The organism is Eubacterium sp. AM05-23 (genome assembly GCF_003477535.1).
Classification (GTDB): Bacteria; Bacillota; Clostridia; order Eubacteriales; family Eubacteriaceae; genus Eubacterium; species Eubacterium maltosivorans.
This window is the reverse complement of the sequence record NZ_QUDF01000005.1, coordinates 1-23,169: the sequence shown is the minus strand read 5'-3', so window position 1 is coordinate 23,169 and position 23,169 is coordinate 1. Positions and strand designations below refer to the sequence as shown.

Sequence of the window (23,169 nt, the reverse complement as noted above, 5' to 3'; positions counted from 1 at the left end):
ATGAACGAAGTAAACAAAAGTAATTTTACAAAAGGGATTATCTACGGCGGGATTGCCGGCGTTTTATGGGGAACCCTCGGCGTTTTCATCGCATTGCTCCAAAATCTTGGGCTAAGCGATGTGGCCGTCTCATCTATGGGGCCAATGATCGTTATCCTGTTTTATGGGATAAAAATCCTGATCAAAAATCCAAAGGCTTTTAATATTGGATGGAAACGCATACTCATCGTCCTGGTGGGCGGCGGAATTGCCAACGCGGTGCTCTATTACTCTTACGCGCGGGCGCTTAACTACCTGAGCACCGGTGTCTTTTCCATTCTTGAGTTTTCCCATGTCTTTATACTGATGCTTCTCTCTTCCTTTATTTTTAAATACAAAATAACCAAGGGCAAGGTCGCTTCGCTGGGGTTGGCCATTATAGGTCTGGCACTGGTTTTAAATGTCTTTTCGCCCGATGCTTTCATTGCGCCTTCAGGTATAATGTGGATGGCGCTAAACTGGCTGGCTAACTGCGCTGTTGCCCTGATCATCAAATGGGCTTTAAATAATGAGATTGACAATGATGTGGTCATCACTTATTATAACCTCGGAGCGGCTTTGATCTACTGGGTTGTCTGCCCTCCCTGGGCTGTCATTGGCCAGATCGGTTCCGCCCAGAATGTCCTGCTTCTTATTTTGATCATCGTTGCCTATGGGCTGCTGACACAGATTCTTTCATCCTATGTCTGGGTAAAGTCCTTTTCTCTGGTCGATCCTGCCATCACCAATATGATGAATGCATTCTCGCCCATCACAGCCTCAATCCTCGGCTATTTTATCTTTGGGCAGGTTGTTTCATTACCGCAGATTATTGGTATTGCAGTCGTCATTGCCGCGGTTATTATCCTGAATAAAACCGGAGCGGCTGAAGAGCTTTAGATTTTTATTCGATTTTTACAACGCCAATATAAAAAGGGCATTTTCCATCGGCTACAACTGGGAAAATGTCCTTTTTTATGCTGTTTTTAAGATTGTCTTTGCCGCTGGATAACCTCGCCAAGAGCCTGCACAACAGCTGGATCATAGAGGGTACCGCTTTCCTTACAGATCTTTTCGTACGCTTCATCCGGCTGTCTGCCCGACTCCTGCCATTGGTCAAAAGCATCGGCAACCGCACAGACTCTGGCAATGATGGGTATATCCTGTCCGCTTATCCTTTTGGGGTTATTTTTACCGTCATACCGGTAGTGATGGAACCGGCAGAGATCCGAAGCGATACTGCAGAAAATCTGTTCTGCAAAGCAGGTCGTTTTTGTTTCATAAAGATTCCTGAAAAACCGCGCGCCCGTTGTGCAATGGCCGAGAGTATCTTCTGTTTCCGCTTTTCCGATGTCGTGATAATCCACCGGAGACATTTCCTCCAACTGCCAGATTGAAAGCAGTTCTTCACGCCCCAATTCCTTTATTATTTTTCTTATCCAGCTGCCTGTTCGCAGGCAATGCTGCCGAACGCTTTCGGAACAGCGCCCAAACTGAGTCTTAATCAATGCTTGCATGCTCTCTACCTTTATTGTGATTCCTTAAAATACAGGGTATATTTTTTAAAGAAAGTTCGTAGAATACCATATTTCACGACAATTTATGCCGCTTTTCCATATATTGTTGAGTTTAGCTTATCCAGAAGCACCATCTCCTGTTTTTTATGATGGTCTGTGATGTGCAGATAAATGTTCATGGTGACAGATGTCTCTGAATGCCCAAGAATTTCACTGATGATCTGTATGTCCATTCCGCTTTCCTTCGCCCTGGTCGCAAAGGTGTGCCGAAGGTCGTGAAAACGGTAATTATCTAATTTAAGGGTGAAAATAGTCTTTTTAAAATAGCGCTGTATGGTTCTCACATCATAGGCTGAGCCACCTTTTTTGGCAATCACAAAAGCTTCCTGCTTTAACCCGTTTTTTTCATAGCACTGGAGTGATTTCATTAAAATAGAGGTAATGGGAATAGAGCGAAAGGCTTTTTGCGATTTTGGCGTGCCAATCTGGTTAATGGTTTTGCGCTGGCCCATTTCAGGATTTTTCACACGCTGAACATTTCTGCGAACATGAATGAACCCATTTTTCAGGTCAATGTCTTTCCATTGCAGCGCTGCGATCTCCCCGATGCGCATTCCCGCAAAGAGTCCGAGCTGTATGGCAAGGCTCAGGTTGTGCTCATGGGCTGAAAGCCAGTGCGTCAGAGTCTTTTGGTCCTCAATGGTCAGAATTTTTCCTGTCGTTGTCTGCCGTTTTTTCTGGATGACGATATGCCCGCAGGGATTTTTATCAATCAATCCGGTTTCCACGGCTCTTTCCATAATTGACGATAGCCTGCCGATAATGCCTTGAATTGTGGATGTCTTAAGTGTTTTCTTTTCCAGTGATTTCACAAAATTCTGTACCACTTCACCGGTTACAGCATCCAGCCGCAGATCACCTAATTCAGGCAACAAATAGCGTTCAATAATACGCTGATAATTGGTAAGTGTGGAAACCTTAATCTTTCCTTCATCGCTGCGTTCCCTTATCCACTCACGGCTGAACGCTCCCAGCGTTAGTGACCTCTTTGAAAAAAAACGACGAATTGACTGCGACCACATTGAAAATGTTTTTTTCATAATCATGCCTCCCTACTAAAAATTAATTAGAATTTTGCTAGTAATAGCAATTTATAAATGATATAATAGAATTTATAAAAAGTAAAAAAATGACGTAGAATATGGTATTCTACGATTTTTATTTTTCCGCTTACATACATTCCATATGGGTTGTTTTATACTAAAAGATAAGTCCTCATTATTTTTTATTTTTATACTTTCACGTTGGGCGCTTCTCTATGCAAATTCTTCCGTTCTATGGTAAAATGAGGAAAACTCATGCAAATTGTGGAGGTTGGTTTTGGATCAATTCGCTTTTGCTGCGCTGCTTTCACTTATTCAACTTCTGCCGGCGCTCTTTCTATACCAGTCGGTTTTTAAAGGCAATTTCCGATTTGGCACCAGCATTAATATTCTGATGGTTGCTGTACTCCTGATTTCAAGTACGGTCACCTATGCCGCTGTTTTCACGCTCAGCGCCATGCCTGATTCCGGCAATGCGCGGATCACTGTCAGTGTTTTGTTTAATATTACCATTGGTCTGATTTTTCTTTTAAGCGTTAAAGAAAATTTTTTCCTTAACTTTTTTGTGGTCTTTATTATTAAAAATTATCTGGATACCGTTGTGTTTTTCAGCCAGATATTCTGTGGGCCTTCTCTGCTTGCCAATCCGCTGCTGTCTGCCTTTATCCTGTTTTTAATTTTCACGCTTACACTGCCCTTTGTCGGATTTTTTACCATTAAGGTCATTAAACCAACTGTCTTTGAGACAGGCAGCATGCCCTACTGGCGGTATTTATGGGTTGTGCCCGTTTGTTTTTTCCTGCTATACCGGTTCTGCATCTATCCTGGCTCTTTAAATCTTTCCTCTGTATCGGCCCATGTTTTACCTTTTGTCTGGTTTGCCGGCACCTTTTTGACCTATTATGTTATTTTAAGACTGATTCAGGAAAACCAGCGGGCTGCTGAGCTTCAAAATAAACTGGAGCTATCTGATTATCAGGCCAGTATGCAGCATGAACAGTATAACCGCCTGAAAAATAATATTGAGGATACTGAAAAAGCCCGTCATAACCTGAAGCACCGCCTGCTCATGCTCAAAGGATATGCGGAAAACAACGCCTTTGAACAAATCGACGCCTGCCTGAGCGACTGCCTGAAGTCTGCGGATATGAACAGGGCCCTGCCTCTCTGCGCCAACACTGCCATCGACGCCATCGCCCAGCATTACGCTGCTCTTGCACGCCAAAATGCCATTGACCTGCACATTGATATCGAGCTTCCCGAGCCGCTGTTTTTTTCTGAGGGCGATCTCTGCGTGGTTTTTGGCAATTTGTTTGAAAACGCGGTGGAGGCCTGCCAGCGTCAGAAAAAGGCAAACCGCTTTATTTCTGTAAAGCTCGGCGTTTCGGGCAAGGACTCCGTGGTGATCTCCGTCAAAAACAGCTATGATCATGCAATCTGTAAAAAGGATGATGGTGGCTTTATGTCCTCCAAGCGCGATGCGGAAGGAATCGGTATCCATTCGGTCTGCCGGATAACTGAAAAATACAGCGGCTTTGCAAAATTTAATGATGACCATCAGGTTTTTGAAGCATCTGTTCTGCTGAACCCTGACGCGCTATCACGCAAAAACAGCACATCAAAAAAGAACGTCCCGTAAAGGACGTTCTTTTTTATCTAAATCTTTTCTTTTTCCATGAGCGTTTCCGGCGGATACTTCAGGCTGTCTGGCAAAACAAAGTAAAGCAGTGCGATGATACCGGCTGTGGCGATCACATCGAAAACCTTGATAACCATGGTGCCAATGAAGCAGGCCAGCACCCAGGGGACACCGGCGGATACGGCCAGGTTGTAAAAATAGACCTCCCAGGGGTGGGTAAGCGCTCCGCCACTCTGCCAGATGCTGAGCAAGGCGGACAGGACGCCAGTGACTAAAATCAGCAGCCCCATGGTTGGAACTGTGCGCTTCCAGTCGATCTGTCCGTTACGGCGCATATTCACGCCCACCACCAGCGCGGCGGCAGCGCTGACCGCGTAGAAAATCAGCGAGCTGCTGCTGTAGTTGAACACTGCCAGCCCAAAATTATTCACAAGCCCTACCAGAAGCCCAGCTGTCGGCTCCAGTATCAGCGCGGCCAGAACAGTGCCGGACATATCCAGCCAGAAGGGCAGATTAAAATGCATCGAGAGAACATAGAGCAGCCGGTTCATTACAACGCCCAAAACCATGATGATTAAATAGCGCGTTTTGTTACTCATTCTGTTCCTCCAATTCCTCCTCAATGACTTCCTCGAGGTTCTTCCCTTCTTTTTTAGCCTTTTCAAGGCGTTCCAGTTCCTTCGCACGTCCGATTTCATCCATAAACCCAGCGGTCACGACACCGGCAGGCATTGCGATCACTGCGATACCAAAGAGTGATGAAATCATGCTGATCAAACGCCCTACCTCTGTGACCGGGTACACATCCCCATAACCAACGGTGGTCAGGGCTGTTGTTGCCCAGTAGAGCGCTTCAAAGAAATTATCAAAGGTATCCGGCTCATAAGCAAACATGGCCAGTGCCGATACAAAGATATAGGCCAGCGCGATGATGAGCACATAGCCCAGGGTTTTGCGCTCGTTTTTGAAAACATTGGCCACATAGGAGAAGGTTTTTGAGTAGTACAGCACCTTAAACACACGCAGCACACGCAGAATTCGAAAGCCAGCGCCCAGCAGCCCAAGAGACGGCAAAATCGAAACCAGGTCGATCAAGGCCCAGGGTGAGAAGGGATAGGCCACAAACACCCAGGGTGAATGCTTTTTAAGCTTGTAATCATAGGTAATCCAGTTAAAAATATAATCGGTAAAAAGAATATAGACGGTGATGGTATCAATCATCACCAAAAGCGAATTGGATTCCTTAAACATCAGCGGGCAGATACTGATAAAGGCCACCACCATGATAAACACGTCATAGTATTTGCTGATGACATCTCCAGGCTCTGCTTTTTTAACAATTTTGTATATCTGTTCACGCATCGATTAACGCCTCGATCCCTAGAACATATACGCGGATATGGGCAGGATGATATTCCCGGCCACCACAAAGAACAGAATCGTATAGAACATGACACGCCCGTAAAAGCTTGCAAAATCACGATCCTCGTATTTGTTTCGAATCCGGTTAATATTGATGATTGTCATCGCCACTGCCAGAATGGTCGCAATGCCAAAGATATTGACGAACTCAAGCAGGCCGAGCTGAAGGGCGTCTGGCAGCAGGTTCGCTCCAACCATAATGTTGGTCACTGTCCCGAAAAGAGCTGCAGGGATCATGCTGAGGGGATCGACACGGTGATAGGTGCAAATGAATAGCGTGATAAGCACCCAGGTAATGGTTCCGACCAGCGCAATAAAACATTTGACATATAATCCCATGCTGTCACGGTTGAGCTCCAGCGCGGTGATATGCTCTGAGTTAATGATATTACCTGATATTTCCGGATCGTCGTGGTTATTATCGTACTCAATCATGGTGGTCCCGGTTTCATTGCGCCTCAAATCATAACCGGAGATTCCAAGTGAGCCGTTAACGCCGCTGTTTTCGCTATCGTTAACAAACACGACCTCATCCACTGGCAGTTCGGATTCCACATACATACGAAGCTGATGGGATTCCAGCGGGAAACGACGATTCCAGTAGTTTTTGGTAATTGAGACATCACACCGAACCGCCTGATAATTTTCGCCATTTTCATGGTAGTTTTTAACGGTTTCTGTTTTGTTAATGGTTCCTTTATAAATGCGGAAATGCTTGGCCATATCCAGATTATCATCTCCCTCCCATTTAAACCAGATCAACACCACCATGCGGAAGCTTGAGGTTTTCAGGTTGACTTCTTTCAGGTTTTCCACATAGGTACCAACCTGCACCTTAGTTGCGTCCTGATCGAATTGAGCCGCCTTCTCCTCAATATCCTTTGGCGTCTGCAGCATAGACACCCAGTAGCCGTCTTCTGCTTTCTTGTCGGTATACATGGTAACCGCAGCATACGCCAAAAAAACAACAATAACGATGACATAGGTAAAAAAGCTCATCAGCAGACGTTTTTTCTGCCAGCTTTTTAATTCGCCGAATTTCATTTTCTCTCCTCTCGTCTTTTAAAGTCTATTTTGAATACCTGTTTGGGTATATCAAACATAAAAAGGGAGACAATCTTTCCACTCTGCCGCATCGCGGAAACGGAACACCATTGTCTCGCTGTTTTAAACTTCATGCAGCGCGGGCAGGGTTTACTGCATTACGATTGGATGAGAGGATATGTGTTCACACTGTGAAAGCATATTGGTGTAATACAAAAACAAAGCGCCGCACTGCTATCTTAATGGATGATAAGCGTCTGCTTGTCATTTTCTTAAGATCCTGTTAAGGTACACTATAATCATACCTGTCAAAAAAATCAGAATCAACATTCTTACCGAAAACGTCTTTTTTTTACCAATTTTGTGTTCCGAATTTCCAGTCTTTTTTAACATAATATGATAAAATTTGATTGCAATAATTATGAAAGGGGGATGTCTTTATGAAAATCGCGATTATCGACGATCTAAGAACAGAATGTGAGCTGCTCTCCGAATACATCCACCGTTACAGCGCCGATCACCAGCTTGATGCGGAGATCACGCTCTTTGAAAGCGGCAGCCGTTTTCTTGAGTGCTTTACCCCGCAGACCTATGATCTTATTTTTTTGGATATTTATATGGATGGTTTGAATGGTATTGAAACGGCAGAGAAAATCCGTGAGAAAGACAGCGATTGTCTGCTCATTTTTTCGACCACCAGCCAGTTTCATGCGGTAAAGGGATTCAGAGTCCGGGCTTTCGACTATCTGGTTAAGCCTTACAGCTATGAAGTTTTTGAGGAAACCATGCGCTATTGTGATGAAACGCTGTTCAAGAAAAGCCGGTATATTGAGGTGAAGGAAGGGCGGACTTATGTAAAAATCTTTTTAAAGGATATCGTTTATACGGATTACTCCAACCATTACATTTACATCCATACTAAACGACGTACTGTCAAATGCTACATGCCTTTTTCTGATTTTTCCGCGCTGCTGCTGCCCTATCCTCAGTTTGTCAACTGCTACCGGAACTGTATCGTGAATATGGATGAGGTAGATATACTTGACGAAAAGGATTTTGTCATGCTCTCAGGCGAACGGGTACCCATTAACCGCGGGCTTCGCGCAGAAATCCGGCAGCGCTACGCTAACTATGAATTTGACAAATTAAACAGGAGGCTTTGATTTTGGACGCCCGAATCGCTGTTGTCATCTGTCTTGCCCAGCTTATCCCCTGTTTTTTTTGTTTTTTTGCTGTTTTTATTGAGCATTTAAAGGTTCCTAAGTGGGTTTGGTTTGTCGTCATTGTGTCTATCCTCGCCTTCAGCGTGTTTATCACAGACATTTATCTCACGCCAGACAGCGTCTTCTACAGTGTTCGCGGCGTCCTGAGCTTTGTATTCTTTCTTTTTGTCGTTACGGCTGCTCTTTTCTGTATAAGGGATAATTATTTTACAAATCTCTTTGTTTTGTGCTTTCTGACAAACTACAACGACTATATTCAGCTTCTGGCAAAAATTTTTAATATTGTCTGGAACAATCGGTTTGGCCTTTTTATTTATCCGCTTGATTTTACAATCACCCTTGTATTACTGGAGCTGGCCGCTTTTCCTTTCCTGTTCTGGTTTATGCAGAAAACTATTAAGCCTGTTATCGAACAGACCAGCGATATGCCCGCATGGCGCTACCTTTGGATTATTCCCATATCCTTTTACTTTATTTTCCGGATTGGGCTGTACCCCACCTTTTGCGACAGCAGCCTGGTCTGGCACAACAGTTTTTTCCTGCTGCCTGTGGCGTGGATTATCGGGACTATCCTGACCTACTATATCGTCATGCGCACCCTGCTGGAAAGCTTCGCCAACTCAAGGCTGCAGTCAAAGCTGAGCGTCATGGATCTTCAGATCGAGCTCCAGAAGGAGCAGTATGAGCAGCTTCAGAAAAATATCGAGGACACAAGGGCCGCAAGGCATGACCTCAGGCATAACCTGCTGGCCCTCAAGGGCTATGCCGACCAGAGAGATACCACCGGCCTTCTGCGGTATATTAACCACTACCTGAAAATACTGGATACCGATGAGGCGCCTTCCTTTTGCGAAAACTACGCTGTCGATACCATCCTCCGCCATTACTATCTGCTGGCGCGCAAGGCTGGTATCGAGATGAATGTTACGGTCAATCTGCCAAAGGAGCTGCCCATAACCGAGATGGACGCATGCGTGGTGCTTGGAAATCTTTTTGAGAATGCACTGGATGCCTGCCTGCTTCAGACGAGGCTGCGCCGCTTTATTCATGTAAGTGTCGGTATTGCCGGACAGCGGATGGTGGCCGTTAACGTGAAAAACAGTTATGAAAATGAAATTCGACAGGTAAAGGACAGGTTTTACTCCACCAAACGCGCCGGTGAGGGTATCGGCCTCGCTTCTGTCCGCCATATCGCTGAAAAGCACCAGGGCTTTGCCCATTTCGATTACGCTGACCACATTTTCAAAGCCTCTGTTTTACTGATGCCGGAAAGCAAATAAAAAACTCCTGCGAAGCTGCAGGAGTTTTTTTGTTTATGGCTTCAGATAAAACCAGGTAAAGTGCAATGAGATAAAAGCATCGCTGCTCTTTCCATGAAAATTCCCCGTTTTATGGAAAAAGCAAAGCGTCAAAAATCAATGACCGGCGCTCTGGATAACACCGGCTTTCCAAAAGCATCATATATGGAGGCACGTTTTGGAATGTGATCAAAATGAATCGGACTAACGCTTTCGATCTGATTTATGCACCCGTCCCAGCTGCCAAAAATCGGAATTTTAAAGTGAGTCTGTTCTTATTTTCTGATGCCGCCCCCCAGTTTGAGATTGTGATGTATGGCTAAGGGGGGCCGGTCCGCCGGCCGCAGTGGTGAAAATGATAATGTTAAAAGCGTGTTATTTTTTTGAACCTGTTCAATCGCCTCAAGGTAATGAAGCGATCTGGAGGAGTCCCAAAATCACAGCCCTGTTGGTTCGGCAGGGCTACTCCTCTTGACTGTGTTCCATCGCACAGCCATTTTTACCGGCGCCATCAGAAAAATCAGAAACAGCTGATGTGTCGTGAGATCTCATGGCAAGAGCCTCATCTCCCCATCAAAAACAATTTGCTGCATTTTTTTACAAGAACACAGCGAAAAACTTGTTTTCATTATAAAAATGAAAATAAACAGCACAAATGGAGCGTCTACAGCCAGACCAGAGATTTGAATTGGTATGGATGAGAGGATTTTATACTTGCTTTCACAAATATAGTCAAACCTCTGGAATGGCAGGGTGTGCTTATCTCAAAAGGCGTGAGCATATGGGGCTCTTCCTTTTGTGATCCATCGGATGACTAAATTATAGCACTTCAAGTCACCTTATTGTAAAATATTACGGTAAAAAATTACCCTTTTCGGTAAAACTTGGGGCAACTATCCCTGTTTGGGTATATCTTGACGATATTTTAACGCTGTGCTGTACTTGCTTATCCATCCTTTTTCCATTATAATGAAACGGAATACAAAGACAGGAGATGACTTTTTGAACGCTTTCAGCCAAAAAATTTATTTAGAGCTGCCGGCACCTGGCCAAGGCGACATCACAGCAGACCGCGAACGCCTGCTGCAGGGCCTTGAAGCCACCTTTTCACCGCTGGCGCTATCCTATAAAACCTACAAAAAATACGCAGCTGTCTGCCGGGAAGCTGGTTTCAAGGTAACCTGCACCCTGGTTTACGCTGGAACCCACTGGGAACTGACGCGCATTGAAGCCGGCGACACCACCGCAGAAAACTACGGCCTGGCCGTGGATCTCGGCAGCACCACTGTGATCATGCAGTCCATCGACTTAAACACTGGACAGGTATTGGCAGAAAAAAGCCGCTTTAACAGACAGATCGACTACGGCGATGAGATATTAAGCCGCATTTTCTATACCAAGGGCCGGCCTGACCACCTGGACGAGCTTCAGGCCAGCACTGTCCAGACCTTCTGCGATTTGTTTGACGACCTCACCGCCCAAACGGGCATCGCGCCCGAGGCTTACAGCATTATGATTGTGTCTGGCAACACGACCATGACGCATCTTTTCCTCGGTATTGACCCCTGGCCCATTTTTGAAGTTCCCTTTACCCCCATGTTCAACCACACAGACTTTATACCCGCCGCCGATCTGGGCCTGCCCACCAGCGGACTGGTTTACTGTATGCCCTCAGCAGCCAACTACCTGGGCGGCGACATCATCAGCGGCCTGCTGGCGGCCCGGCTCGACAGGCAGAAAAAGCCTTCCCTCTTTATCGACATTGGCACCAATGGCGAGATGGTGCTGGGCGATGAAAATTTCCTGATCGCCGGGGCTGGCGCGGCCGGTCCCGCGCTGGAGGGCGGTATCAGCAAGAGCGGCATGAAGGCCGGACCGGGCGCCATTGACCATGTGCGTATCACAGACAGTGTTCTGCACTGCACCACCATTGAAAACGCGCCGCCCAAAGGTATCTGCGGCTCCGGCATTGTGGATCTGCTGTCGGAAATGCTGCTGAACGGCTGGATCGACTTTTCCGGGAAGTTTAACCCTGACGCCACAGACCGCATTGTGACCACCGATGACGGCTATGCCCTGCGGTATGCCGACGCGGATGTGACCGCTGACGGCACCCCGCTTCTCTTCAATCAGACAGACATCACCCAGTATCTGGACACCAAGGCTGCCGCCAACACCATGGTGGCCTATCTTCTGGAAGCCGCGGGCATTGGGCCAGAAGACATTGACCAGGTCTTTATCGCCGGGGCGTTCTGCGCGCATATCAACCTTGAAGCCGCTGTCAACATCGGCCTCTACCCCGACCTTCCGGCCGAGCGCTTTACGGTTCTGGGCAACAGCTCCCTGACCGGCGCGCGGGCCCTGCTGCTGGACTATACCCTTTTCGATACGGTGGGCGCACTTCAGGACAATATCCATTATCTGGAGTTTGGCGCAGCGCCGGACTTTCTGACCCGCATGTTTGCCGCGCGCTTTCTGCCCCACACCGATCTGAGCCTTTACCCCACTGTGCGGCAGCGCTTAAAAGAACGCGGTGTCCTGCGCTGAGCATAAAAAATCCCACGAGCCATCCGTGGGATTTTTTAATGCTTAATCCTATCTTTTTCCGGGCATTTCAAGACCTTCCAAAGCCTTGTTGATAAAGTCATTAAAGGGCTTTATCCGTCTGAACACATCCACTGCCTCGTCCAAAAAGGCTTCGCGGTCCAAAAACAGGTCTTTTTCGATGCCATACTCCACATACCAGGACTTATGCTTTAAAAGTTCGCCACAGGGGTGTTCTTTATCGTAACCGCGCGGCACATTTTTAAGCTTTTCACCCTGGAGTGTCAATTTTTCGGCAAAATCTGGCGCCGCTAAAATAGCCTCGAAGCGACTGCCCTCCAACACAATCTGATCTCTTATGCGTCTGGTGATCTCTGGCATTTTGGCGTGAAAGACACCGCCGCCCAGAAAAATATGGCCTGGCGAGACAAACAGGTAGTCTCCCACTGGCACCATGCCTCTGCCCTGCGGTGAAATATGCGCGCGGAACGCCGGCGTGTAGGGGCTCTTATCCTTACTGAAGCGGGTGTCCCGGTTAAGCCTGAAAACAAGGTCTCCAGGGTTTATCAGGCCCAGGTCGGGCTCGTCGGGGAGCATCTTCTGCATTAAATCTGAGACAAGGCCGACAAAGGCTGCCCGGGCGGCCCTGTACTCTGGCTGATGGCTGTGCATCCATTCCAGGGTGTTATTAGCCTGCAGCTGCGCCAGAAAATCCAGCATTTTTTCACTGTCGTTCATCTTATATTCTCCCCGCTTTCTGAATCGAAGCCATTGAATCTGAAGCTACCAGACGGTTGATAAAGGCCCGGGCATTTTCCGGCACACGGTACTCTGGCAGGCTTTCGAACACACCGGCCAGGGCGTCCATGTTTTCCATTTCCTTTTTGCACACCTCTAAAGCGCTGTACTCCAGACGTGCGGGGTTCAGTCGCTTTTGGCCCACCGCGTAGCCAAGGCGCTTTTGGCAGGCGCACATGCCGCTCCCGCTGAGGCCGCAGTATTTTTTCAGAAAATCATTGACCTGTCTGCGGATGCGGGAGAGCTTCTGCCGGTAGTTTTCCGGCGTTGTGTCAAAAATATTGGCCCCCATGGCGCTGTCGATTTTGAACATGGTGCCCAGCACATAAATACAGCGGCTTTCCGCGTCCAGGCACTGCAGCATGACATTGGTACAGGAAAGCTTCAGCTCCTCGGCCAAAAGCTCGGCGTCCACCCCAGCCTGAGGATCCGGGCAGCGCTCAGCCATGCCTTGCTCGATATCGCGGGCATAAAAATCAAAGGTGAGGGGCTGACGGTCGAACCGTGAGCGGCGGTAATCCACCAGATAGTTTTTGGCGATACGGTAAACCCAGGTGGAAAAAAGGCTCTCTCCCTTAAAGGACGACAGGCTTGTCATGACACGGATCATGATCTCCTGGGTGGCGTCCTCGGCGTCCTCGATCATTCCCATCATGCGCAGCGACAGGTTAAAAACCATATCCTGAACCGATTCCAGCACAGTCCCCAGGGCTTCCTTATCCCCCTCCGAGGCTCGTCTGATAAAAGTACGCATCTCTTTTTCTGAAACCATTATGTTTCCTCCTTTATGCTTATACAGGATTAGACGACAGCCAAAACCCGCTGTGACAAAATTTAAGTATTTTTGCCTTTTTGCGCCTAAACAAAAAGAGCGGACTCTAAGCCGCTCTTACTGCCGTTTATCCGGCGAATACATAGCCGTTTTTACTGTTTTTCTTGCGCTCGTACAGGGCCTGATCGGCTGAACGCACCAGCGCGCTGTAGGTGCTGCCGTTATCCGGCGCCAGGGCGATGCCAATGCTGACGGTAATGCTGCAGTCTGGAATATCCATGACAGGCTTTACCACACGCTCACAGAACTGCTGGGCAGTCTGGCCGATGCTGTCGCGGCCGGCTGTCTTTTGTGCAAAGACCACAAACTCGTCGCCGCCTACACGGCCCATGATGCTCTGGCCGCCAAAGCTGTCGCGGATCCGGTCGGACAGGACCTTGAGCACGGTATCGCCGGCCAGATGGCCGAACACATCGTTAATCCCCTTAAAATCATCGATGTCAATCATCAGCAGCACGCCCTCTGCGCCCTGCTCCAGAGAGGTGTTAATCTCCTGCTCGACACTGACTCGGTTTAAAAGGCCTGTCAGTGAGTCCAGCTGGGCCATCCGCCTGAGTTCGTTGGTTTTCTGCTCAAGGGCATGGCGGAATTCCTCGTTGCGCTTTTCCGTAATGGTCTTAGGGAAGAATTCCCCTTCCAGCTGCTCAAAATTGGGGACTGAGTGATGCAGGTGGACGACCTTAAAGGTATCGCCGCTGACCCGCAGTGTCAGGGAAAAGCGGGTGTGCATGGCCGCAACCAGAGGGTTATCGCTGGCCTCATGGGCGTCAAAGCCTCCAAAAACAACGACAAATTCATTGCTCATGACCCGAACCTCATACCACTGGTCATCAATGGTAAAATGGCCGTTCCACTCCTCTTCCTCACCTAGGAGCGCTGCGCGAACCTGTTCCAGACTATAACAGATTTCGCCGTCTCCGGTGCCAATATAGGAAGCGTTATCGTCAAACACCTTCGTCAGCTTCAGAAGATCACGATTGACCAGATAATCCTCCCATATGGATTTTGCAAAGGCAACTGCCTTTTCCTCAATCTTTTTCATATACAGGCTCCTCAGTTTCTCATTATATCTATTATACAGTGCTTTTATGCCTGGGGCAAGGCTTAATTACACCGCCCAGGCGGTCATCTGGGTCGATACGGCCTGTTTCAGGCCGGGGTGCGCCGTTTCGACGTATCCCAGCCCGCTTACAATATAAAAAGCAGGAAGGCTCTTGGAGGGGAGCATTCCTGCCGACTGTTAAATGTTTACTGCTAAATGTTAAAAATTTTAGTTTGGAAGGGTAATTTTCTTTAAATTATTTATTCATTTGATGAGCAGCCGGCGGTGATGTGCCGCCGGCCATAGAGGGGTGATCATTTCACTTGGAGAATGAAATCATCGGGTTACGCATCAGACTATGCGTCCAGCTTGCCTTTGCGGTGCGCTTTGATATACTTGCCGCAGTAGTTGTCCTTGCCAAGGAGCGCGGTGGATGTGATGATATCAGCCATCATCTTGCCGTTGGTGGGGTCAAGTACATAGCCGTCCATCCCCAGGGTCATTGTCTGGACTACAAACAAACGGTTCAGTATACTGCGGTTCGGCAAGCCATAAGAAATGTTACTTAAACCGCACATGAAGTGTACATCAGGGTAATCCTGCTTGATCTGCCGGATGGTGTCGAGCACTTCCTCTCCAGCGCTGGTAACGCTGCTGATGGGCTTGACCAGCGGGTCAAAGTACATGTCGTCATCGGCGATGCCCTCGGCCTTGAGCTTGGCATAAAGGTTTTTCACAACCTTCATGCGGTCGGCTGCGGTTTCCGGCATACCGGTGGAATCCATGCACAGCACGACGATTTTGGCGTTATACTTTTTAATTAAGGGAAGAACAGATTCATAACGCTCATCCTCGTCAGAGATGGAATTGATCATGGGACGGCCGTTCTTACACAGGGCCAGGCCCACGTCCAGTGCTTTGGCGTTGGGGCTGTCAATGCACAGGGGTGTGTCCACCTCGTCCTGAACAATATTCACAAGCCATTCCATTATTTCCAGTTCATTCTTGACCATATTGCCGCAGTTCACGTCGATATAGGTCGCGCCGGCGTCTGCCTGCTTTCTGGCAAGGTCCCGGATGAACGCTTCATCTTTGTTATTTACCGCCTCCTTAACCGCGGGGCGGCTGGTGTTTATGAGTTCACCAACAATTGTCAGCATTTGAAATGCCTCCTGTTCGTCAAATTTTATGTTTAACTAATCTTTATGCCAGTTTTCTGCCTGCTACATGGCCATCATGCGGTCACAGAGCTCAACGGCGGTAGAGGCGTCTTCGGAATAACCGTCCGCTCCCACATCATCAGCAAATTCCTGTGAGATGGGCGCGCCGCCTATAATGATCTTAACCTGGTCACGCAGACCGGATTCGTTAATTAATTTAACGGTGTCGTCAATCTTCATCATGGTGGTGGTCAACAGTGAGGACATGCCCACAATGTCTGGCTTGTGCTCTTTAATGCCTGCTACAAACTGTTCTTCTTTAACGTCAACCCCCATGTCTACCACGGTGTAGCCGCGGCTTTCCATCATTAAGACCACCAGATTTTTGCCGATGTCGTGCAGGTCACCGTTGACGGTGCCGATGATAACCTTGCCCTTAGTGGGCATGTCAGCGTCGGTGATTAAGGGCTTAACTACCTGCATGCCTTCGTTCATGGTATCCGCGGATTCCATGACTTCGGGCACAAACATTTCACCGCTCTTAAACAGCGGCGCCACAATGTTCATACCGCCGATCAGGCCATCATTGATGATGGTGGTGGGGTCGATGCCTTCGTCCACTGCCTTCTGTACCAGATCCTTGATCTCATCCAGTTCGCCGTCTAACACACAGTTTTGAATATCTTCTAAAATTGCCATTTTTATATCCTCCGATTTTTGTTTTTATTCCTGATTAAAGCTGCTTACCTGAGCTTCCGGCGCGCAGTGTGTACTGGCTGCGCCGGAAGGTATTATCCAATTTTCAAAAATATTTTAATAGTGAATTTTCCGTTCTTTATTTTAGAATATTAATATCCGCTGCTTAAGCCTTTAAGCCGTAGCCTTCAGGGTGCCATTTGTCCATATCCAGCTCGGGTTTGATTTCTGCGTAGAACTGTTCCGGATCGTCTGGAATCTTGTCCACTGCTTTTTCCATCTTGTCGAGCCATTTCATGTCGCGGCGGTCAGCCTTGACCTTTTCGGCCTTGATGGCGTCGCGCAGCTCATTGATGGTCAGCTTGGCGGCCAGCTTGGTTCTCAGGAAGTTATCCTGTTCTTTGACCAGTTCGCCGGCGATCTTAAGCACAACATCTGGTCTCAGAACCCATGCCTGAACGTCCAGCGGAGCATCGGACTCGGTGAGCAGATCGCGCATCATGAGCCCCTGACCCTTTTCCTTGGCTGTGTTCATGAGACGGCAGTCATATACGAGCTGTTCCATGCCCACTACAGGCGCCATTTCGGATAAAAGCTTAACCTGCTGGATGGATTCATTACTCCAGGTATCGGCCACTGCTGCCGCGATGTTGCCAACCGGGCTTAAGTGGGCGCCCGCAGCGCTTTTGCCTTCCATGGCGATGGGGCTGCCGGTAATGGCCTTGAGGTATGGGCCTTCATAAGCGCAGTCCTTGCTTGGGCCAACGGCGCCCTGTTCAAAGGCGACCAGCGCTCTCGGCACTGCCACAACACGCATAACGGCGGCAAAGACATGGGGGATAAAGCCTTTTTCGGCCAGTACCATGGCAGTGTTGGCAAAGCCGCAGGCAGAGTCGCCGGCAGCGAAGCAACCATTAGCGTCGGATAATTTAACCAGGTTGCCCCAGAGATATTCCATATCGCGGCAGCCCAGAACACCCATGGCGAAGATGGCCTTGCGGATATCCGCCTTTACTAGGGCTTCATCGTTGATTTCCTTACCGCCGGTCGATTCGATGGATAAAAAGTCCGAACCATCCTTGGCACACTGTTCATACAGCTCCAGCATGGTATCCCAGTATTTACCGCCGCGCATTACCGGAGGACGGCTCATTTCGCGCAGGTCGTTGGGGGTCGTCCGCAGCGCTGCCTTGAGGCCGTACTTGTCAGCCGCTTCCTTAATGCCGTTTAACAAAATGCGGTTGGCGTCGATGCCATATTTCGGGTGCTCGGTAAAGTCCGGCACGGTTTCAAATTCGACCAGTACGCCGGGCGCGTAGAGCTCTGCCGCGCGCTTGAGCACGCCGTCAATGATATTGGAATAAATGCTCAGCGCCTTATCGATGGTCTGATCGTTTACATCCATACCCGGAAGTGTAAAGTTGATTTCCGGATAGACGGTGCCGCCGCCGATAACCATGCCGCTCTTGGTGGTCACAGGGTTCGGGCAGGAGCCATAAATAAAATCATCCAGATGATTAATTGCCAATTTATCAAATTTCTTTGCCATTTTTGTATCCTCCACTTTTTAGTTCGTTGAATGCCGAAGGGAGCCTTTGCAACAAGGGTTGATGACGATGAACCCGGCCATCTCCACCAGGCGTCTGAAAATCTCGTTTCCGTCCTCCTGTCCATCTCCATAAACAGGGCCCAGGGCGATGACGCCGGACTTCAGGTCGTCCAGTCCGCTGCCGACTACTGGTTCCAGCCGCTTTTTCACTTCTCTGAAAAGCTGGCCTGCCAGTAATAAATCACCGGCAAAGTACTCCCCAGCCTCAAAAAGTGTTCCGACCTTCTCCGTTCCCTGCCGGCAGGCTTCGATCACATATAATCCTTCTTCCCTCGATGGATTTAAAGCTAAAAATTCATCAATCGCCAGCATCAGATTTTCTTCTTCCAGATTTGCCATCAGATTTGTGATTACTTTAAATTCCATAAAAGCCTCTCTAATCCTAAAATATCCTTTTTAAAACATCCTTTAACGCTTTAATACACTCCTCTTTCCTTAAAATATACATCATGATCACCCCGCGGGACTTATTAAATAATTATTTATGTTATTATCATACACCCTGCGGGGCTGTCTGTCTTTGGACGATTTATATACTTTTCGGTAATATCTTGCTTTTTATAATTATTATACTAAAATCATACTAAAAAAAGGCCTTATTCTTTTAAAATAAAGCCTTTTTACATGATTAATGAATTCAAAAGTCAGGAACAAAGATAAAACACGAGGCTGTTCAGGTTAAAGGTTGAAGGTTGAAAGTTGTAGGTTATGGAACGCTTTGCTAACGCAAAAGCGATTGAAATCACGGCCGCAGGCCGTATCCAATCAAATCTGTCAAAGGCAGATTTGTACCTGAACTTTCCACTTTCCATTTTCAACTTTCAACTAAACCGTTCTCTTTTTAATGCTTTGCCTCTTATTGTTAAAGTTTGTTGACATGATTAATGGTCGTGATGCTGGTGTTCATGCCCATGATCGTGATGCCCGTGACAGACAGGACAAACCTCGCCGTCGTGGTGGTGATGCTCATGGGCTTCCTCGGTGATGGCCTCTGTCACCCGCATAACCACCTGATGATAGTCCTTCTCAATAAACAGCCATGAAAGGTTTAAAAGCTTCCGGCTCTCCTCGGCAGTAACGCCGCTGACCAGGGAGTTGATGATCATTTTCACCTGGCTCGACGCTTCGCTGCCGCCCGTGTACTCGTGATGAACGCCAGCCAGGGCGTTGACACAGCTGAACTTGATAAAGGCGGCGTCCGAAAGCTCCGCCAGGCCCTTGATATGACCGATAAAGGTCTTTTCCCTTTCCGATATGCGGTTGGCGTACACGCCCATGAGGCTGCCGATCATTTCCTCCCACTCCTCGGGCGTCATGGGGCCGTCGGATTTAAACTGAAGCTTGAAAACCGCTGGTATAAACTCATTCTGATACATTGTTTTTTCTCCTGTCTAACGGACTAAGTATGTCTTGAATGCTGGTGTCAGCCCGGCGCTGACATCCATCTTAAAGACCGGAAGTCTGCCGTCCAGATTCCGGATCATGCCCTCTGCCTCACGCACCGCGTGCTCGGGGGCCTCGTCAATCTTATTAATCACCACTGCCCAGGCCAGCTCCAGAGAGCTCTTTAGCAGGCTGTTCAGCCGCACCCGGTACAGATCCACCCGCAGCGGGTCAAAGATAAACACATTGCGGATATCCTCTGGCGTGTAACCACAGTTTTCCATGGACGGGTACATGGCGGCCGGGTCGGCCATGCCAGATGGCTCAAACAGAATATAGTCGATGCCGTCGTATTCTGTAAGCAGATGGTTGATAGTGGCCTCCAGGGTCACTTTCAGCGTACAGCACACACAGCCGCCAAACAAATCCAGCACGTCATAACCCAGCTTGCGCATCTGCCGGTTATCGATGCCCACCTCGCCGATCTCATTGACGATGATAGCGCATTTTTTATTTTCCGCTGCCAGCAGCTCAATGGTTTTTAGCAGCATGGTCGTCTTTCCTGAGCCTAAAAATCCCGTAAACAGGATGATCTCTGGCTTTTTCTCACACATTCTCACACCTCACTTGTCCCAAAATAGCCGCCGCCTCTGCCCAGAAGCTGGTTGACCACATCGATGGCCCCAAAGATATCTTTGCCGTAGCCGTTGGCGCCCACCTCGTCGGCAAAGTCCTGGGTCACAGGCCCGCCGCCCACAATGATCTTCACCTTGTCCCGGAGGCCTTCATCGGTCACCTCCTGAATCACATTGCGCATCTCGCCGATGGTGGTGGTCAGCAGGGCGGACATGGCTAAAATATCTGGCTGGCACTCCCGGATGGCGGCCACAAAGGTAGCGGGCGGCACATCGATGCCCAGATCGACGACCTCATAGCCCTCACCCTGAAGGCTCCAGGTGACCATATTCTTGCCGATGTCGTGCAGATCCCCGGCCACTGTGCCGATGACCACCCTGCCCTTGTGGCCGCTTACAGCCCTTGTGAGCAGTGGCTTGAGCACATAAAGGCTGGCATGCATGGCCCGGGACGACATGAGCACATCGGGGATATAGATATCCCCTTCCCTGAACTCCCGGCCGATTTTATCCATGGTCGGAATCAGCGCATTTTTAATGATGGCTTCCGGCCTGATCTCACGCGCCAGGGCCGCCTCGGTTTTGCCCTTCACATACTCTGCGTCGCCGTCTACCAGGCCCTGCTGTATTTCCATAATAATCTGATCCATGCGCTCTTCCCCCTTTCCTCATGCTCTGCGCGCCTACCGGCTCTGCCTGAACTGTGTCGGCGTCATGCCCTCGTTTTTTTTGAACACTTTTGAGAAATAGCTCGCGTCGCTGTAGCCCAGCCGAATGGCAATCTCGTCAATTTTGTACCGCGTGTTGCCCAGCATCTTCTTGGCCTCGTCCAGCTTGACCCGGGTCACATAGTCCATGACTGTGATGCTCTGACTCTCCTTAAAGATGCGGCTGACATAGTACGGGCTCAGATAAACCGAATCCGCGATTTCCTCGAGGGTCAGGTTGCGGTCATAATTGTTGCGGATAAAGCCCTTGATGCCCTCAATGGCCAGGCGGTTCTTAGACTTGCTATTGGTCTGTATCTCCTTAAAATAGCGCTCCAGCACCTTTAACGCCGCTGTGTTGATGGCCTCGGTCGAATAGCATGCCCCAAGCTCCTGCATAAAAGCCGCGTTGATGCCAATGGGTCTTTCTGAATTGACGCCAGCCTCCACCGAGGCCCGGGACACCACGACCACCAGCTCAAAGACCCGCGCCCGCACCACAGCCAGGTTATCCTGCCCGGCTTCGGCAAAGATATCGGCCAGCATGACCTTAAAAATTTTGCGGCATTCGTCAAGGTCGCCCAGCTTAATCTTGCCGATAAGGCTCTTTTCCTTTTCGATATAATAGTTCAGGCTCTGGCTGTTCAGCTTTTCTTCCAGGCTTTTGCGGGTAGCGATCTCATCGTTTAAGAGCGTCTGCTGAAGCTCAAGCTCTTTTTTGCGCTGCATGCTCTGCCAGGCCGCGTTCACGATGTAGTTGGCCATGACCGACAGCAGCGAGGCGGCGCTTTGTACCTTTTCACCCGACACCACCTGAAGCTCCTTGGCGGCCTTAAACAGCGGGTCAAAATCATCGGTGAGCACCCGGTTCATCTCCTCCAGCTCGATCCAGAAAAACTCCTCGGGCTCCCACATGAGCACCTGCCCGCAGATCACACTGCCCAGGTGCTCACCGTCCACGATGATGGGCGCTGCCCATTCCACCAGACCGCCCGGGCACCTGAAGATATAGGGCTCGTTAAACAGGGCTGCCTGCTTGCCCGCCCGGGCGTAGGCGCCCTTGCAGCGCTGGATGCCCTTCTGCTTTTCCAGCTTCCAGATCAGCTGGCAGAAGCTGCAGTTGATCTGGGCGTCGGCCTTTGAGAAAATGGAACGCCCCGCTGTGTCCACGATGTTGGCGGTCAGGCCTGTCACATTGGTAAAGGCGTCCAGGATCTCGACCAACAGATTTTTATCCACCAGCTGCAAAAGGTGCGCCCGTGTGGCCGGCCCGTTCCGGCTTTCCTTTCCCACGCTGTTTTCCATTTCTGCGCCTCCTTGTGTTCGTTTTCATCTGCCGCTATCTTTCTATATATAGTTATATAACAAAAAACGCGCTGTGAATAGGAAATTTCTTGTCATTTTCTGTACTATTTTGTGCTTCTTTCATGGCATGGAAAAAGCGGCAAAAGACACTCCGGTCCTTTACCGCTCGCTTTGTTAAAATTTCTATTTATTTTTGTCCATATTTTTCATAGTGAACCCGGTCGGCGTCATACCGTTCTTCCACCTCGTAGGGCCGTTTGGCATAGCCAAAGGGAATGATGGCGTAGGGACGGATGTTATCCGGCAGCTCAAAGACCTTTGTGATGTGGTCCATGCGCTCCTTAAGCGGAGCCACTCCCAGCCATACCGCGCCCAGTTCCTGGCTCACGGCCTCCAGCAGGATGTTTTCGCAGGCTGCGCCCAGGTCCTGTTCCCAGTGTTCCGGAAACCGCATTTCATTGGTATTGCCGAGCGCCACGATGGCTGCCGGTACCTTGGCCACAAATTTAGCGTAGGCATCGGTTTCGGACAGCTGTTCCAGTGTTTTTTTGTCCTCGACCACGATAAATTCCCAGGGCTGCTGGTTTCCGGCGGACGGGGCCTGCATAGCTGCCTTTAACAGCATTTCTATTTTTTCCTTTTCGACCGGCGCGTCTTTAAAGACTCTGACGCTGGCACGATTAAAAATCGCGTTCATATCATATCCTCCTATGTGTTAAGCTATTATAACTATTATATACCCAAATTCAAAAAAGGAAATGAAAAATTTTAAATTTTAAGCCGTTTTTTTCAGATAAAATCGCAGGCGCGCTCAGCCAGGACACTGCTGCCTGCCGCGGGCTTCGTCTCGGCCAGGGTCTGAACGGCTGTCACCGCAGAGGCGGCGGCGCTTCCATGGCTCTGAATGAGCGACTGTGTGGATTGAAACAGCCCTACAAGGGCAGCGGTCATTAAAATCAACAGCGCGAGGACCATGACGGTCAGCTGGTCTGTCTTTTTTGTCTTTGTCATTTCGTACACCCCCAAGGTTTATTTCCTAAGTATGTATTTAGTATAACAAATCATTGTGATCTTTCTGTGAACAAATTCTGAAATATTTCTGAAGAATTAAATTTCCACATGAATGTAGCCGCTGCTGTAGTAGGGCAGCACGTTCAGCCCGCAGTCCTTTGCTCCGGCGGCCAGATCGCCCAC

At 48.8% G+C, this 23,169-nt stretch carries 23 protein-coding genes and 1 pseudogene; 5 read left to right on the top strand and 19 right to left on the bottom strand.

Annotated elements, in window-relative coordinates; genetic code table 11:
• Positions 1-918, top strand: a complete 918-nt coding sequence (locus tag DW091_RS07685; RefSeq protein ID WP_096919947.1) for a DMT family transporter — start codon at positions 1-3, stop codon at positions 916-918.
• A gap of 86 nt (positions 919-1,004) precedes the next feature.
• Here DW091_RS07685 and DW091_RS07680 read toward each other — a convergent pair whose 3' ends face one another.
• On the bottom strand, positions 1,005-1,535 hold the full coding sequence (locus DW091_RS07680) for an HD domain-containing phosphohydrolase (RefSeq protein ID WP_118517867.1): 531 nt from the start codon (positions 1,533-1,535) through the stop codon (positions 1,005-1,007).
• An 83-nt stretch (positions 1,536-1,618) separates the two neighbouring features.
• Positions 1,619-2,635 carry a site-specific integrase gene (locus tag DW091_RS07675; RefSeq protein WP_158577855.1) on the bottom strand — a complete coding sequence of 339 codons (1,017 nt, stop codon included), beginning with the start codon at positions 2,633-2,635 and terminating at the stop codon, positions 1,619-1,621.
• Between the two features lie 280 nt (positions 2,636-2,915).
• On the opposite strand from DW091_RS07675, the gene DW091_RS07670 reads away from it, so the two are divergent.
• Positions 2,916-4,277 (top strand): sensor histidine kinase, encoded by a 1,362-nt coding sequence (locus DW091_RS07670; protein ID WP_118517865.1) that lies wholly within the window; start codon positions 2,916-2,918, stop codon positions 4,275-4,277.
• Positions 4,278-4,294: 17 nt separating this feature from the next.
• Here the strand turns inward: DW091_RS07670 and DW091_RS07665 are convergent, their stop codons facing one another.
• From DW091_RS07665 to DW091_RS07655, 3 genes are read right to left on the bottom strand one after another with little or no spacing between them, the layout of a single operon-like run.
• Positions 4,295-4,876 carry a hypothetical protein gene (locus DW091_RS07665; RefSeq protein ID WP_074618404.1) on the bottom strand — a complete coding sequence of 194 codons (582 nt, stop codon included), beginning with the start codon at positions 4,874-4,876 and terminating at the stop codon, positions 4,295-4,297.
• Positions 4,869-5,639 (bottom strand): ion transporter, encoded by a 771-nt coding sequence (locus DW091_RS07660; protein WP_058694733.1) that lies wholly within the window; start codon positions 5,637-5,639, stop codon positions 4,869-4,871. The genes DW091_RS07665 and DW091_RS07660 overlap by 8 nt, the downstream gene beginning before the upstream one ends.
• Positions 5,640-5,657: 18 nt before the next feature.
• A complete protein-coding gene (locus DW091_RS07655) occupies positions 5,658-6,743 on the bottom strand; it encodes a hypothetical protein (protein WP_118517864.1) in 1,086 nt (361 codons plus the stop codon).
• A gap of 440 nt (positions 6,744-7,183) precedes the next feature.
• Here DW091_RS07655 and DW091_RS07650 point away from each other — a divergent pair, with 440 nt between their 5' ends.
• The 3 genes from DW091_RS07650 to DW091_RS07640 all read left to right on the top strand — a co-directional run bounded on the left by DW091_RS07650 (position 7,184) and on the right by DW091_RS07640 (position 11,811).
• Positions 7,184-7,906 (top strand): LytTR family DNA-binding domain-containing protein, encoded by a 723-nt coding sequence (locus DW091_RS07650; RefSeq protein ID WP_058694735.1) that lies wholly within the window; start codon positions 7,184-7,186, stop codon positions 7,904-7,906.
• Between the two features lie 2 nt (positions 7,907-7,908).
• Positions 7,909-9,246 (top strand): GHKL domain-containing protein, encoded by a 1,338-nt coding sequence (locus tag DW091_RS07645; RefSeq protein ID WP_118517863.1) that lies wholly within the window; start codon positions 7,909-7,911, stop codon positions 9,244-9,246.
• 1,020 nt (positions 9,247-10,266) lie between these two features.
• Positions 10,267-11,811, top strand: coding sequence for an ASKHA domain-containing protein (locus tag DW091_RS07640; protein ID WP_118517862.1), 1,545 nt, complete (start codon positions 10,267-10,269; stop codon positions 11,809-11,811).
• 48 nt (positions 11,812-11,859) lie between these two features.
• Here the strand turns inward: DW091_RS07640 and DW091_RS07635 are convergent, their stop codons facing one another.
• The 14 genes and pseudogenes from DW091_RS07635 to DW091_RS20515 form a co-directional block, all read right to left on the bottom strand.
• Positions 11,860-12,546, bottom strand: a complete 687-nt coding sequence (locus DW091_RS07635; RefSeq protein ID WP_118517861.1) for a DUF2461 domain-containing protein — start codon at positions 12,544-12,546, stop codon at positions 11,860-11,862.
• 1 nt (position 12,547) lies between these two features.
• Positions 12,548-13,378 (bottom strand): sigma-70 family RNA polymerase sigma factor, encoded by an 831-nt coding sequence (locus DW091_RS07630; protein WP_118517860.1) that lies wholly within the window; start codon positions 13,376-13,378, stop codon positions 12,548-12,550.
• A 127-nt stretch (positions 13,379-13,505) separates the two neighbouring features.
• Positions 13,506-14,480, bottom strand: a complete 975-nt coding sequence (locus DW091_RS07625) for a diguanylate cyclase (protein WP_058694739.1) — start codon at positions 14,478-14,480, stop codon at positions 13,506-13,508.
• 356 nt (positions 14,481-14,836) lie between these two features.
• Positions 14,837-15,637 carry a methyltetrahydrofolate cobalamin methyltransferase gene (locus tag DW091_RS07620; RefSeq protein ID WP_058696385.1) on the bottom strand — a complete coding sequence of 267 codons (801 nt, stop codon included), beginning with the start codon at positions 15,635-15,637 and terminating at the stop codon, positions 14,837-14,839.
• 66 nt (positions 15,638-15,703) lie between these two features.
• The gene (locus DW091_RS07615; protein ID WP_118517859.1) at positions 15,704-16,339 is read right to left on the bottom strand and encodes a corrinoid protein; all 636 of its coding nucleotides are present in this window, start codon (positions 16,337-16,339) and stop codon (positions 15,704-15,706) included.
• Between the two features lie 163 nt (positions 16,340-16,502).
• A complete protein-coding gene (locus DW091_RS07610) occupies positions 16,503-17,885 on the bottom strand; it encodes a methyltransferase MtaB domain-containing protein (protein ID WP_118517858.1) in 1,383 nt (460 codons plus the stop codon).
• 18 nt (positions 17,886-17,903) lie between these two features.
• Positions 17,904-18,311, bottom strand: a complete 408-nt coding sequence (locus tag DW091_RS07605) for a B12-binding domain-containing protein (protein WP_118517857.1) — start codon at positions 18,309-18,311, stop codon at positions 17,904-17,906.
• A 515-nt stretch (positions 18,312-18,826) separates the two neighbouring features.
• Complete coding sequence (locus DW091_RS20300; RefSeq protein ID WP_199678157.1) at positions 18,827-19,321, bottom strand: hypothetical protein; 495 nt, start codon at positions 19,319-19,321, stop codon at positions 18,827-18,829.
• Between the two features lie 15 nt (positions 19,322-19,336).
• Positions 19,337-19,942 carry a GTP-binding protein gene (locus tag DW091_RS07595; RefSeq protein WP_118517856.1) on the bottom strand — a complete coding sequence of 202 codons (606 nt, stop codon included), beginning with the start codon at positions 19,940-19,942 and terminating at the stop codon, positions 19,337-19,339.
• Between the two features lie 2 nt (positions 19,943-19,944).
• Positions 19,945-20,613, bottom strand: coding sequence for a corrinoid protein (locus DW091_RS07590; protein ID WP_118517855.1), 669 nt, complete (start codon positions 20,611-20,613; stop codon positions 19,945-19,947).
• 33 nt (positions 20,614-20,646) lie between these two features.
• Positions 20,647-21,975, bottom strand: a complete 1,329-nt coding sequence (locus DW091_RS07585; protein ID WP_118517854.1) for a PocR ligand-binding domain-containing protein — start codon at positions 21,973-21,975, stop codon at positions 20,647-20,649.
• A 187-nt stretch (positions 21,976-22,162) separates the two neighbouring features.
• Positions 22,163-22,672, bottom strand: a complete 510-nt coding sequence (locus tag DW091_RS07580) for a nitroreductase family protein (protein ID WP_058694747.1) — start codon at positions 22,670-22,672, stop codon at positions 22,163-22,165.
• Positions 22,673-22,764: 92 nt separating this feature from the next.
• On the bottom strand, positions 22,765-22,986 hold the full coding sequence (locus tag DW091_RS07575) for a hypothetical protein (protein WP_133067102.1): 222 nt from the start codon (positions 22,984-22,986) through the stop codon (positions 22,765-22,767).
• Between the two features lie 96 nt (positions 22,987-23,082).
• Positions 23,083-23,169: pseudogene (locus tag DW091_RS20515) on the bottom strand (peptidase M15); the annotation flags it as partial.